The following is a 13,018-nucleotide window of genomic DNA, read 5'->3' on the forward strand; positions in this document are numbered from 1 at the left end:
GGATCAAACAAGAACCGAGGGAAGTTTTGCCTCAAAAGGCCGCAAAAATATTGTCCGGATGGTCAAATTTTGCTCGAGCAGCAGAATCCGACCGGCTTCCCCTTCATATGTGTCCTGCTCATCCATCTGAACATCCCTTCCAGGCTGCCGGGCGGCTTGTTGGGTTCGCGGCCAAACCCACTGGCCGCAAGCATCAGAAAAACCAAGATTTTCCATAAGGTTTCTGCTATGGTTTGAGGCAGATAAAAAGGGAAGGGAGGAAACAATGCATACAACAAGACCGGAAAGCATCATCGAAGTCAGCTTCGACAGCGCCAATGGCCGCCGCGCGCTCGGTATCATGAGCATGCGCCAGGCATTGGATCTGCCCGACCTGCCAAGTTTTACCTATACGCATCCTGATCCGCAGAAAGCAGCTGCTGGCATCGTATTGAGCCGGCAGGAGCTGCAAAGATTCCTGACCTGCCATTGAGCAGGCGGCCTTGCACAACGCGCCTATCGCGCCCGGGCGCGATAGGCGGTTAGCCATGTCTATTTTCAGGCCGCTCTTCTTTCCATTATCGCCAATGGCAGCAGGACAACGGCATTCAGGCCGCCGCCTTCACGGTCTTCCAGACAGAGTGCGCCACCATGCGCATCGAGAATCTGGCGGACGATCGCCAAGCCGAGGCCGCTGCCACCGAGATCGCGATTGCGCGATTCCTCCAGCCGCACGAAGGGTTCAAGAACCTCTTTGCGTCGCTCCGCAGGAATGCCCGGTCCGCGATCACCAACGACGATGGCACCATGATCACCGCGCCGCTCGACGACGATATCGGCCTGACCGCCGTAGCGCAGCGCGTTGTCCATAAGATTGTCGAGTATCCGCACCAGAGCGGTCTCGGTCATCGTCACGGCGATCGGCTGCCCGATCGGCGCGAAGGCGACGAGACCCTGCCCGTCCTGCCGCTCGGCGAGGTGACTTCGAACAGCCGCATCGAGATCGACAATGGTCTTGCCGTCCGAGACGACGGTGCTGCGGGCGAAGCCGAGCGCATCCTCCACCAGCCGCTGCATGGCCTCGACATCAGCGATCGCCCGCTCGCGATGCGGCGTTTCCGGCATCATTTCCATGCGCAGGCGGAAGCGGGTGAGATAGGTTCTCAGATCGTGCGAAATCGCCCCGAGAATAAGAGTGCGGTTGCTGACGAGCGCAGCGATGCGCAATTGCATAGCGTTGATCGCCTTGATCAGCAGGCGCAGCTCGCAAGCGCCTCTTTCGGGAATACGAACCGGCTGCAAGTCATTGCCGATCGAGTTGACCGTTCGCGACAGGCGCGTCAGGGGCCGGGTTTCCCGCGCCACGGCGGCAATAGCGATGACGGCGACCAACATGCCGAGGATGCCGGCAATGAGGCCGACGGGAACGCCGTTCAATCGCACCGTCGGCGTGTCAGGCAGGTTGAAGACGGCGATCTTGCCGCCCGCAACGCCGATCGACACTTCCATGATCCTGTCCGGCGCACCAACGGAGAACCAGCCCTGTGGCTTTTCGGAGAGCGAGCGCATGTTGAAATAGCGATTGCCCAAGGCGATTGTCGCAAATTCGCGGGCCAGCTTGTCTGTAAGCGTCAGATTGGACGCCTCCTCTTTTCGGCCCGGAGCCGGCAGATCGGCCAGACGGATCGCCAGGCCATTGGCATTCAGCGCCCGAACGGCAATCGGCTGTGCTTCCGGGGGAACGGCATCGAGAAGACGGATCGCCGTCTTGACCTGCATGGCCGGCGATAGCTCCGGATTGAACGGGGTATTCGGCCTCAACTGTGCGGCGACGAAAGCCGCAAGCTGGATGATGAACAATGCCACGGCGACGATCATGATGATGCGGGCGACGAGACCGAGTTTCAGCATGGCTCAGACATCCTTCACGTCCATTGTGAGGAGATAGCCGGCATTGCGCACTGTGGTGATGATATGGGCGCCATCCGGCAGGCAGTGCCCGAGCTTGGTGCGCAGGCGGGAGACCGTGACATCGATGGTGCGATCGAAAGGATCGGCGCCACGGCCGCGCGTCCAGTCGAGCAATTGCTCACGCGAAAGCACGCGACGCGGCCTTTCGAGAAAGCAGACGAGCAGATCGAATTCGGCCGTTGTCAGGTGCACGACGCGCTCTCCGTCCATCTCGATCACCCGGCCATCAAGATCGACCGTCAGCCCCGCGAAGCTCTTGCGCCTTGACGGGGGACTGACATCTTCCGACCGTTCCGGCCCGGAGCGGCGAAGGATGGCGCGGATGCGCGCCAGGAGTTCGCGTGGATTGAAAGGCTTGCCGAGATAATCATCGGCTCCCATTTCGAGGCCGAGGATGCGATCTATATCTTCCGTTTTCGCCGTCAGCATGAGGATCGGCACCTTGCTGCGGGCGCGGATGCGGCGGCATGCCGACAGGCCATCCTCGCCCGGCAACATCAGATCGAGAATGATCAGATCCGGAAAACCCTTGGAGAGAATGCGATCCATCGCAGCGGCGCTATCGGCCGCCTGCACGGAGAAACCCTCACGGCTCAGGAACTCCTCCAGGAGCGCCCTAATCTCGCGGTCGTCCTCGACCAGAAGCAGCGATGCGGAAACCATGGCTCTTCCATGCGGGGCGAGAGGCGGTTTTGGCAACAGGGAAACGGCCGGCGTTACAAACTGTAACAAATTTCCCCTCTTTTGAAAAATCCCAGCAAAAGAAGCAGTGCAGTTTCCCTGCAACCGCGATCCCTCCGGAGCGAATGGCGGCAACCTCGTTGCCGTCTACCCGACCCCATCGCCCGCTCCGGTCCGCGACAGGGCTCGCACCACGAATGCGAGCCCTGTTTGCCTCTCCTTCCCTTCAACAAAGCGATTTGCGTCCGGTTCGTCGCCGTGCGAAAGGATTGTGCTCCACCGGCTGCCATGCCGGGCCACGACAACAGGCACATGAGGCAAGACGGGTGAGCCAACGGCAATCACCGCAAAGATCCGGCAAGGCGGCGAAAGGCAGGCAGGAGCCCGAAGGCAAGCGCGTGACCTTGCCGCGCGCGCTTTCCAAGCTCGGCTATTGCTCCCGCACCCAGGCGGAGGCGCTGATTGCGGCCGGCCGCGTGAGCGTCGACGGCCGCAAAGTGTCCGATCCCGCCACCTGGGTCGATCTGGAGCATTCGAAATTCGCGGTCGACGGCACGGAGATCGCTGCCGAGAAGAAGCTCTATTTCATGCTGAACAAGCCGCGCGGGCTGGTAACCACCCGCGACGACCCCGAGGGACGTCCGACGGTCTATGACTGCCTGAAGGAGATCGATGCCCGCCACCTTGCTCCCGTCGGGCGGCTGGACAAGGCGAGCGAGGGGTTGCTGCTCTTTACCAATGATACGGTGCTGGCGCAGGCCTTGCTCGATCCGGTCAGCCATGTCGGCAAGACCTATCATGTCCAGGTCGACCAGATCATGGATCACGAGCAGCTCGCGCGCATGGAGCGCGGCATCATCGACGACGGCGAACTGCTGACCGCCAGTTCCGTCCGCCTCCTGCGCAGCGGCGATCGCAACGGCTGGATCGAGGTGGAGCTCAAGGAGGGTCGCAACCGTCAGATCCGACGCATGCTGGAGGCGCTTGGTATCGAATGCCTGCGACTGGTGCGCGTCGCTTTCGGCGATATCGCGCTTGGAGATCTGCCCAAGGGGGCGGTTCGCGCCTTGAGCGAAGCCGAAATCCTCGAGCTGAACCGGCGCGCGGGAATGAAGATCAACAGATAGGGCAGACCGCCATGCAACCCCATGACTTCTGGCAGGAGCTGCATGCGCCTGACACTTTCGATCCTATAGAGGAACGCGCGGATTTCCATGTGGCCGAACTGCCGGATAGGCGCCAACTGCGCCTGCCGATCCGTGCGTTAGCTGACGGCGACCATGCGCTGGCATCGCTGATCGTCAATCAGGCAAGCTTTGCCGTGCAGGACGCGCTGGCGGAGGCGCTGGCCACACAGATCGCAGCTTATGATATCGATGTCGTCGCCGGCTTGCCGACCCTCGGCCTGACGTTGGCGGCAGCGGTGGCCCGCGCGCTCGGCCATGCGCGCTATGTGCCGCTCGGAACATCGCGCAAGTTCTGGTATCGTGACGAGCTGTCAGTCGCGCTTTCCTCCATCACAACGCCGAACCAGCAGAAGCGTCTTTATATAGACCCGCGCATGCTGCCCCTGCTGGAAGGAAAACGCGTGGCGCTCATCGATGACGTGATTTCCAGTGGCGCCTCGATCGCTGCCGGACTTTCGCTTTTGACGTCTTGCGACATCGAGCCTGTCGTGATCGGCGCGGCCATGCTGCAATCCGATCGCTGGCGGGATCGTGTCGACCAAAACGGCAAGCGATGGAGCGAGAGGATCGTCGGGGTGTTTTCGACACCGATCCTCGAACGGGGTGAAAACGGCTGCTGGCGCCGACCCGAATGACGCAGCCGAGGAACCGTGGAAACCAGAATACATATTATTGTATTTGAAAACCGTTCCGATTCCGGCTGCAATGCGTTAAGGGTCCGCTCAAGAAGCATCCGCCGGGCGGATGCACGAGCCTGTTGGTGGACGCGTTGCGAATTCTTTCCGAAGCCCATTTTCCGGAACTGCCCAATTACTATCGCGGCAAGGTGCGCGAGAACTACGACCTGCCCGATGGCAGCCGCATCATCATCAGCACCGACCGATTGAGCGCCTTCGACCGCATCCTCACCTGCATTCCTTATAAGGGCCAGGTGTTGACGCAGACGGCGCGCTACTGGTTCGAACAGACGCGCGACATCTGCCCGAACCATGTCATCGACTATCCGGATCCGAACGTCGTCGTCGGCAAGCGGCTGGATATCCTGCCTGTCGAAGTCGTCGTCCGCGGTTATCTCGCCGGCACGACGGGTACCTCGATCCTGACTCTCTACAAGAAGGGTCAGCGGGAGATGTACGGAATTACCTTGCCGGACGGTATGCGCGACAACCAGATCCTGCCCGAGCCGATCATCACCCCGACCAGCAAGGAATTCGACGGCGGTCATGACGAACCGCTGACGCCGACGCAGATCGTCGAGGGCAGACTTCTGACGCAAGCGCAATGGCAAACGCTGTCGAGCTATGCTCTGACTCTCTTTGCGCGCGGACAGGAGATCGCCCGCAAACGTGGACTGATCCTCGTCGATACCAAATATGAATTCGGCACCGACGAAAACGGCACCATCATCCTTGCCGACGAGATCCACACGCCCGACAGCAGCCGCTACTGGCTGGCCGACAGCTATCAGGAGAGATTCGAGAAGGGCTTACGCCCGGAAAGCTTTGACAAGGATTTTGTCCGCGCCTGGGTCACGGAGCGCTGCGATCCCTACAAGGATAAGATTCCGGAGATTCCGGGCGACCTCATCGAACAGACGTCCAAGGTCTATATCCGCGCTTACGAAGCGATTACAGGCACTGCTTTCGTGCCCGACGATCGCGGCGCGACACCGCGTGACCGGGTTCGCGCAAGCCTCGCCCGCTATTTCCCGCAATAGACCGTCTGAACGGTCGTTTAGCTGAATCGATACGCCGAAACTTCCCGGAAGTTGCGGCGGCGGTGAAGTTTTGCGCCATTCACATCCCTTGATTGCGGATGCGAGGGTATGTTTTTTGCAACACTTCAGATTTTTTTTACCGATAAGCTGATATTTCGCCCGATCCTACATATGTTCGCTGCCGAGAATTCGTAAAAGCCACTGTGCTATTGCTAAACTCGTTGCTAGATTGACGCCGACCGCTTCGGGTCATTGTTTGTATCGTGTAAGACTGGAGCGCCGGCATATGGGGTCATTCTGATCCCGACAAAAACACTGATCAGTAAATTGAATTGTGGGACAATGTGATGGTTTCCATTCGTACTGCCGCCCCCGCCCTGCTGCTTGTTTTGGCAGGTTGCGTCAGCGGCCCAGACCATAAGCCACCGGAAATGCCTCTCCCGGCCAAATTCTCGGAGGGTGGTACGAAGGCAAACGGCGATGTCGCCGGCTCGCAATGGTGGACCGCTTTCGGTGACACCAAGCTGAACGCCTTCGCCGCACAGGGACTTGCCCAGAACCTTACCATCCAGCAGGCGCTGGAACGCATCAACCAGGCGGAAGCTGCTGTCGTCACGGCAGGTGCAGGCGGTCTCCCGAGCCTCACCGTCACCGGCGACAACACGACGAGCGGCCAGAAGGGCGGCTCGAGGGTTTCCTCTTCGGGTGGACGGCGCAATACCACGACGGGCACCGCTTCGGCTTCCTGGCTGCTCGACCTCTGGGGTCAGTATCGCCGTGCAACGGAAAGCGCCAACGCCTCGCTCGATGCCGCCTATTCCACCGTCGACGTCCAACGCCTGACCTATCTGCAGGATCTCGCCAACAGCTACGTCAACGCCCGTTACTACCAGGCGCTCATTTCGATCGCTCAGGAAAACCTGAAATCCCGGCGCGACACGCTCTCGCTGACGAAGTTCCAGCTCGAAGCCGGTGCCGCATCGCGCCTCGACGTGGTTCAGGCCGAAGGCCTCGTCAACCAGACGCTGGCGTTGGTACCTGGTTATGAAATCAGCTATCGCCAGCAGGTGCATCATATCGCGACGTTGCTCAACGTGCCTTCGTCGACGATCATCGCACAGATGCAGGGCGGCGGCAGGCAGCCGGTGTTCCGCGGCAGCGTTCGCACCGGTGTTCCGGCTGACCTCATCCGCAACCGTCCGGACGTTCGCGTTGCAGAGCGCACCCTCGCAGCCTCGACGGCCCAGATCGGCGTGGCAGAAGCCAAGCTCTTCCCGTCGATCACGCTCAGCGGCTCGATTTCGCCGACCTATATCCATACGTCTTCGGCGAGCGGCGGCCTGACCACCTGGTCGTTCGGCCCGTCGCTGAACCTGCCGATCTTCGACGGCGGTGCCCTGCGCGCCGGCGTCAAGAGCGCGGAATCGACGAGCCGCGAGAACTATCTCGCCTGGCAGTCGACGGTGCGTTCGGCGATCGAAGATGTCGAAAACGCGCTGTCCGCCGTCACCCGCGATGCTCAGACGGTCTCTGCACTGCAGGCTCAGGTCAAGTCCTATCAGGAAGCCCTGCAGCTCTCGACCGCGAGCTATAAGGATGGTGCATCCTCGCTGCTCGACGTTCTCGATGCGCAACGCAACGTGACCAGCGCTCAGCAGAGCCTGGCGCAGGCCGTTCAGCAGAGCGCCATCGACTACATCTCGCTGAACGTCAACATCGGCGCCGGCTATGTGCCGGCCGGCAAGGCAACCGTGGCGCAGGCTCCGGCCAAGGTCGTCAAGGTTTCGGCCAAGAAGGCGAACTAACGATATCGCCTGTTTGGCAGGCGCACCGCTTAAATTGAAAAACCGCCGCAGGCACCTGCGGCGGTTTTTCTTTTGCCGCTTGAGCAATGCAGAAAATAAAAATGGCGCGCTCCACTTTCGCCAAGAGCACGCCATCGCCAAAAAAACAAAAAGGCCGGAATGATCCGGCCTTTCGCCATCCGCCTTCACATCAGTGCCAGTACATCCGTGGTCAAAGGCAAGGGCGGAACTGCAGCCAGATTGATCATGAAAGGTCAACGAAGAGTTAACGCTGCTTCCATGATATCGACGGACCAAACGGCTCGCTTTCCAGCGCGCCAGCGCCCATCGGCTGCATGACTGAACCGTATATCGGCGTCCAAGGTGGCAATTTCAAGGCCACTTTTTTAGTTTCTTCCGAAAAGCTTTTGAAACAGCCGGTAATGCCACATCGGTAACGTCGATGAAGGTAGGCAAGCCTTGTCAAAAGTCTCGCGGCTTTTCAGTTTCGAATTGAGGCCGTTCAAGCTGCATTCATGCAATTACGTCTACAACACATGCAAAGATTGAAGAGGCACCATGGAATCCTATCAGATTCCGTGCAGCGCCGGGCCTTTATCTTGCCGAAATTGGAAAGTCTTACCGAAGAGCGCCGGGGTAGGCGCACGACAGCGGAACAGGCACCAGGCAGCGTTTTCGCAGCGTGGGTGCGCAAAGGGAGAATAATCTATGAGGTTCAAGGTTCTTGCGGCGGGCATACTGGCAGCGCTCGTGGCGCTGCCAGCCATCGCGGAAGCGGCAGAAGGCTTTGCCACTGCAAACGTCAACATGCGGTCCGGTCCGAGCACCGCCTATCCGGCCGTGACGATGATCCCCGTCGGCGTGCCGCTCCAGATTAACGGCTGCCTCAATGAGACACCCTGGTGTGATGTCTCCTTCTATGGCGGCCGCGGCTGGGTAGCCGGCCGTTATATCCAGGCGACCTACCAGTCTCGCCGCATCTATGTCGGCCCGCAATATTATCGTCCGCTCGGCATCCCCACCGTAGTCTTCAACTTCGACGACTACTGGGGTCGCTATTATCGTGGCCGCGACTTCTATCGTGACCGCGACCGCTGGCGCCGCGGCCCGGGCTGGGTCGACCGCCGCCCCGACAGCGGCTGGGACCGCAATTCTCCGGGTTGGGATAACGGGCCGGATCGCAATTGGGACCGTCGTCCCGATCGCAACCGCGATTGGGATCGGGGTTCGGACTGGAACAACAGACCGGACCGCAACTGGGACAGGCAGCGAGACGACAATCGCGACTGGGGCAGACAGCGCCCGGACAACAACCAGGACTGGGGTAACCGGCCAGACCGCCAGCGCGACAACAACCGCCCGGACAATAATCGTCCGGACAACCGCCAGCGCCCAGAGCCACAGCAGGCTCAACCACAGCCGCAGCCGCAGCCGCAGCCGCAGCCGCAGAACAATCCGCGGCCGAATGCCGGTCAACCGGGACTCTACAGCCCCGATCACCGCGATCCATGCCCGGCGTCGGAGCCGAATTGCCGGATGTCCGTAAGAGGCTCGAACCGCTGACGGCCGTGCAACACTCCTAAAGCGCGTCGCGATCTTTCATATTTGCTTTTCGCGCTTTAGGTCTCTGATGTTGCGCATGTCGTTATCGCAAGAACGCTGCACAGTTCTGTGCGGCAAGCTACAAAAAGCCAAAAGGCCGGCGACTTTCAAAGTTGCCGGCCTTTTTTGTGAGATGCACCGCCTCCGAGAGGAATGCGCTCACCGCCTTGCGCGGGAGCTGCATCACCGGGGCGCCTTCATGGAACTACGCACGTCCAAAACTCTCAACTCCCGCCGCGCTTTCGCCGGCTCGCAAGACTTGGACGGTTAATCGGCCCGAATGGCGCCGACGCGCCTCAGTGCATCTTGAGATGCGCTTCCCGCGTCGCCGAGATGAACATTTCCCTTGCCTCTTCGGCGGACTTGCGGCCGTCAATGGCAGCCCGGCAAAGGCTTCTTGCCGCCACATAGAGCGGACCGCGCCGGTCGGGCCACAGATTGGCCATGCAATTGAGGGCCTCGGACGGGCCTGTGACGACCTGGAACGTATCCTGAGCAAAACCGATCTCGATTGGATTGCTCCATTTGATGTGTCGCATGAACACTCCTCCTCACGCGCTACCAATTGCTTGGAACCGCCCTGCAAGACGGCCACATGACAATACTATAACCTTGATCAGACCATTCGAAAATATGGAAGATTGCGTGCGCTGCGCGAAGTATCGACGCATCCGGCATCGCAGCCTCGCTACGCATGGAGGCGAGCGAGGCACTATCCTGAGATTTTCGAAGGACGGACATGGCTGCGGATAATCTAAGCCGAATGGACGATCTATTTTTCACGGGCGATCCGCCTCGCCTCATCTGGAGAGAAACCGGCACGGCGCGCAAGCCGTTCGAGGCCGAACATCCGGTCAATCTGGTCGACCAGCCATAATTCGAAACGTTTCCACATCGGCGTAGCCTCCTCCGCTGCGAACCCCGAGGTTGCAGCAGCCCACGATGAACATCGCGTCCGGCCCGCCAATTTCCTTCAACGAAACTGTGGCGGCCGCTGCGCGTTAGAGAGCAACTCCTGCTTGGTCGCAAAGTCACCAAACAGCTTTTTCAGCCGGGCTTCCTCGTCCTTGCAAATCCGGTGGCGCCGGGCAAAATCCTCGACACTCCAGACCTCGCGTAACTTGCTCTCGTCAACTTCCTCTATCTTCAGCAATGAACTCATGTGTTCGCCCTCTTTGTTTTTATGAGAGGATAATGCTCAGAGTAGCGAAAAGTTCCCTATGCACGCCTGCCGCCGCAGGAACGAACTGACCGGCGTTGCCGACCGAAATGTTCTTAATCCCTCCTTAAATCGCCGCATTTACAGTTCAGGCGGGACTTGATGTCTTCACGAGGGGTTCGTGGACGAATAGCGGGTTGCGCCACCTTGAAAGCCAATGGCGGTTTTCGGGCCATGCACCGCCCCAGCGACCGAGCAGGCTCAAAGATTTCTACCGCTCCCCTAAACACCCTGATAGAAGACATGGAACACGAGGGCACCGAGGTACGACCGGCCGGCAATGGCAGATAAGAAGAAATCACGCCAGAGGATAGAACCATCCTTTTCCAGCGGCCGAGAACGCAGCGATGACGGATTCGATGCCGGCGAACGCATCGTCGGCAACAGGCGTTCGGCCAAGGCATATTCATCTTCTTCCAAGACATACTACGAGGAGCCGGAGCCCGACGAAGAAGAGGATGAAGACGACGAGGATGAACCCGTGGTCGCAAAGCCTCGTCGCACCCGTAGCCGCCGCAAGCCCGCACGACGTGCGCGTCCGCGGCGCGGTTTCTTCGGCTTCATCCGATCGACGATCTATTGGGGCCTGGTGCTTTGCCTCTGGGCCGGCATTGGCCTTGCGGGTCTCGTCGCCTATTACGGCTCGCGCATGCCGAGCGCCAGCACCTGGTCGATCCCCGAGCGGCCGCCGAACGTCAAGATCAACGATCTCGACGGCAGCCTGATCGCCAATCGCGGCACGACGGGCGGTGAGGCAGTGGCGCTCAGCGACATGTCGCCCTATATCCCGGAAGCCATCATCGCCATCGAGGATCGGCGCTTCTATTCGCATTTCGGCTTCGATCCGATCGGCCTTGCGCGCGCCATGGTGACAAACGTCGTGACGGGCCATGCCGTCCAGGGCGGCTCGACGTTGACGCAGCAGCTCGCCAAGAACCTCTTCCTGTCGCCGGACCGCACGCTGGAACGCAAGGTGCAGGAAGTGCTGCTGGCGCTGTGGCTCGAGCACAAGTACACCAAGGACCAGATCCTGACGATGTACCTGAACCGCGTCTATTTCGGCTCCAACGCCTATGGCGTCGAGGCCGCCTCGCGGCGCTACTTCAATAAATCCGCCAAGGACGTCAATCTCGGCGAGGCCGCCATGCTTGCCGGTCTCGTCAAGGCGCCATCGCGACTGTCGCCGGCCCGTGATCCCGCCGCCGCAGAGGCGCGCGCCCAGCTGGTGCTGCAGGCCATGCACGACCAGGGCTTCATCAGCGAATCCGACATCAAGACCGCGATGTCGCAACCGCCGACCCGATCGAAGAGCTATTGGAGCGGCGCGGAGAACTACGTTGCCGACATGGTCATGGACCAGCTGCCGAAGCTGATTGGCGGCGACGTCAAGGAAGACCTGATCGTCGACACTACGCTCGACATGTCCTTGGAGGAAAAGGCCGAGAAGGCGCTGAGCGACGTCCTCGAGAAGGACGGCAAGAAGCTGAATGCCTCGCAGGCCTCGCTCGTTTCCGTCGACGCGACGGGCGCCATCCGCGCGCTTGTCGGCGGCCGCGACTATGCGCAGAGCCAGTTCAACCGTGCCGTGACGGCCAAGCGTCAGCCGGGCTCCGCCTTCAAGCCCTTCGTCTATACCGCAGCGCTGGAAGCCGGCCTGACGCCCAACTCGATCCGCAACGACATGCCGGTCAAGATCGGCAACTGGGCGCCAGAAAATTACGAGCAGCGCTATAGCGGCCCCGTGACGCTCGCGACCGCGGTGGCGAAATCGCTGAACACGGTTGCCGCTCAACTCGTTGCGGAAGTTGGCCCGGATCAGGTCATCAAGGTGGCACACAGGCTCGGCATCGAATCGGACCTGCAGGCCAATGCCTCGATTGCGCTCGGCACCTCCGAAGTATCGCTGCTGGAGCTCACCTCCGCCTATGCCACCTTCATGAACGGCGGCTTCAAGGTGGCGCCGCATGTCATCACCAAGGTGACGACCGCTTCCGGCAAGGTGCTCTACCAGGCCAATACCGACAATCCCGAGCGCGTGCTGAACCCGGATATCGTCACCAACATGAACGCCATGATGGCCGGCGTCATCGCCAACGGCACCGGCAAGACGGCGCGCATTCCCGGCTGGCAGGCAGCCGGCAAGTCGGGCACGACGCAATCCTTCCGCGATGCGTTGTTCGTCGGCTTCACCAGCCATCTGACGACGGGCGTCTGGTTCGGCAATGACGACGGCAAGTCGATGCGCAAGGTGACCGGCGGCGGACTGCCGGCGAAAGCCTGGAAGGAATTCATGGTCGCCGCCCACAAGGGCATCACGCCGACGCCGATCTTCGGCGGCGGTCAGATCATCGACAACGGCCTGCCGATGGCACAGACGGCGCCGAACGGCGACCAGCCGACGACGATCGGCAACATCATCTCAGGCGTCGCCGATGGCGGACAACCGGTGCAGCAGCCGACCTTGCAGCAGCGGCCGTCGCAGCAGCCGATCCAACCGCAGATCGTCAATCAGGCCTCCGTCAACGAAGATCCACAGGATCTGCCGCCGGCAAACCTTGCCGACGACACCAATCCCTACAGCTCCAACCCCTATGACAGCGATATACCGCCTGCCGATGTCGGCGATAGCGGCGCTCCGGTCGCCACCGCACGGCCGCACCGTTCCTCGCTGCTCGACGTAATCCTTGGCCGATAAAATCGCAATTTTTCACCTTGCCGCTTGCATGGCCGCGGCAAGGCTGCTCTGATACGCGGTCGCGTCAAATCCGCTGGTCCCCGGCGCATATGGGACCATGTGGAATTTGGGCGACAAACCATTTGTTTTGCTGGATTTCAGGCCATTTCCTGCCTTGCAGTC

Annotated in this window: 12 protein-coding genes; 8 read left to right on the plus strand and 4 right to left on the minus strand. The window is 60.5% G+C overall.

The window, feature by feature from the left end:
• Both AC13Q5_RS33475 and AC13Q5_RS33480 read left to right on the plus strand, forming a co-directional pair.
• Window positions 1–237: hypothetical protein (locus AC13Q5_RS33475; protein ID WP_488504722.1), on the plus strand; the 237-nt coding region annotated here is incomplete at its 5' end.
• 28 nt (window positions 238–265) lie between these two features.
• Window positions 266–472 carry a hypothetical protein gene (locus AC13Q5_RS33480; protein ID WP_075856804.1) on the plus strand — a complete coding sequence of 69 codons (207 nt, stop codon included), beginning with the start codon at window positions 266–268 and terminating at the stop codon, window positions 470–472.
• Between the two features lie 65 nt (window positions 473–537).
• Here the strand turns inward: AC13Q5_RS33480 and AC13Q5_RS33485 are convergent, their stop codons facing one another.
• Both AC13Q5_RS33485 and AC13Q5_RS33490 read right to left on the minus strand, forming a co-directional pair.
• Window positions 538–1,890: an ATP-binding protein gene (locus AC13Q5_RS33485; RefSeq protein WP_488504723.1), complete on the minus strand. Its 1,353-nt coding sequence runs from the start codon at window positions 1,888–1,890 to the stop codon at window positions 538–540.
• 3 nt (window positions 1,891–1,893) lie between these two features.
• Entirely contained in the window at window positions 1,894–2,613 is a 720-nt protein-coding gene (locus AC13Q5_RS33490) for a response regulator (RefSeq protein WP_457877554.1), read from the minus strand.
• A gap of 344 nt (window positions 2,614–2,957) precedes the next feature.
• Here AC13Q5_RS33490 and AC13Q5_RS33495 point away from each other — a divergent pair, with 344 nt between their 5' ends.
• From AC13Q5_RS33495 to AC13Q5_RS33515, 5 genes are all read left to right on the plus strand, one after another.
• Complete coding sequence (locus AC13Q5_RS33495) at window positions 2,958–3,758, plus strand: pseudouridine synthase (RefSeq protein ID WP_488504724.1); 801 nt, start codon at window positions 2,958–2,960, stop codon at window positions 3,756–3,758.
• Window positions 3,759–3,769: 11 nt separating this feature from the next.
• The gene (locus AC13Q5_RS33500) at window positions 3,770–4,453 is read left to right on the plus strand and encodes a phosphoribosyltransferase (protein ID WP_488504725.1); all 684 of its coding nucleotides are present in this window, start codon (window positions 3,770–3,772) and stop codon (window positions 4,451–4,453) included.
• 134 nt (window positions 4,454–4,587) lie between these two features.
• Complete coding sequence (locus tag AC13Q5_RS33505; protein WP_488504787.1) at window positions 4,588–5,535, plus strand: phosphoribosylaminoimidazolesuccinocarboxamide synthase; 948 nt, start codon at window positions 4,588–4,590, stop codon at window positions 5,533–5,535.
• Between the two features lie 347 nt (window positions 5,536–5,882).
• Window positions 5,883–7,340, plus strand: a complete 1,458-nt coding sequence (locus AC13Q5_RS33510) for an efflux transporter outer membrane subunit (protein ID WP_457877532.1) — start codon at window positions 5,883–5,885, stop codon at window positions 7,338–7,340.
• Between the two features lie 708 nt (window positions 7,341–8,048).
• Window positions 8,049–8,903, plus strand: coding sequence for an SH3 domain-containing protein (locus tag AC13Q5_RS33515; protein WP_488504726.1), 855 nt, complete (start codon window positions 8,049–8,051; stop codon window positions 8,901–8,903).
• 335 nt (window positions 8,904–9,238) lie between these two features.
• On the opposite strand, the gene AC13Q5_RS33520 is transcribed toward AC13Q5_RS33515, so the two are convergent.
• Together AC13Q5_RS33520 and AC13Q5_RS33525 are read right to left on the minus strand one after the other, a co-directional pair.
• Window positions 9,239–9,481 (minus strand): DUF982 domain-containing protein, encoded by a 243-nt coding sequence (locus AC13Q5_RS33520; protein WP_075856797.1) that lies wholly within the window; start codon window positions 9,479–9,481, stop codon window positions 9,239–9,241.
• 434 nt (window positions 9,482–9,915) lie between these two features.
• Window positions 9,916–10,104, minus strand: a complete 189-nt coding sequence (locus tag AC13Q5_RS33525; protein ID WP_075856796.1) for a hypothetical protein — start codon at window positions 10,102–10,104, stop codon at window positions 9,916–9,918.
• 337 nt (window positions 10,105–10,441) lie between these two features.
• Between AC13Q5_RS33525 and AC13Q5_RS33530 the strand changes: the two genes are divergently transcribed.
• Window positions 10,442–12,856, plus strand: coding sequence for a transglycosylase domain-containing protein (locus tag AC13Q5_RS33530; RefSeq protein WP_457878088.1), 2,415 nt, complete (start codon window positions 10,442–10,444; stop codon window positions 12,854–12,856).
• Window positions 12,857–13,018: the final 162 nt, after the last annotated feature.

It is taken from the genome of Martinezella sp. CNPSo 3964, from assembly GCF_057784375.1.

What these genes read in the sequence shown, in the direction of transcription:
- AC13Q5_RS33500 (WP_488504725.1), top strand. Translation starts at nt 3,770, where the DNA reads ATGCAACCCCATGACTTCTGGCAGGAGCTGCATGCGCCTGACACTTTC.
- AC13Q5_RS33525 (WP_075856796.1), bottom strand. Translation starts at nt 10,104, where the DNA reads ATGAGTTCATTGCTGAAGATAGAGGAAGTTGACGAGAGCAAGTTACGC.
- AC13Q5_RS33515 (WP_488504726.1), top strand. Translation starts at nt 8,049, where the DNA reads ATGAGGTTCAAGGTTCTTGCGGCGGGCATACTGGCAGCGCTCGTGGCG.
- AC13Q5_RS33490 (WP_457877554.1), bottom strand. Translation starts at nt 2,613, where the DNA reads ATGGTTTCCGCATCGCTGCTTCTGGTCGAGGACGACCGCGAGATTAGG.
- AC13Q5_RS33485 (WP_488504723.1), bottom strand. Translation starts at nt 1,890, where the DNA reads ATGCTGAAACTCGGTCTCGTCGCCCGCATCATCATGATCGTCGCCGTG.
- AC13Q5_RS33480 (WP_075856804.1), top strand. Translation starts at nt 266, where the DNA reads ATGCATACAACAAGACCGGAAAGCATCATCGAAGTCAGCTTCGACAGC.
- AC13Q5_RS33530 (WP_457878088.1), top strand. Translation starts at nt 10,442, where the DNA reads ATGGCAGATAAGAAGAAATCACGCCAGAGGATAGAACCATCCTTTTCC.
- AC13Q5_RS33510 (WP_457877532.1), top strand. Translation starts at nt 5,883, where the DNA reads ATGGTTTCCATTCGTACTGCCGCCCCCGCCCTGCTGCTTGTTTTGGCA.
- AC13Q5_RS33520 (WP_075856797.1), bottom strand. Translation starts at nt 9,481, where the DNA reads ATGCGACACATCAAATGGAGCAATCCAATCGAGATCGGTTTTGCTCAG.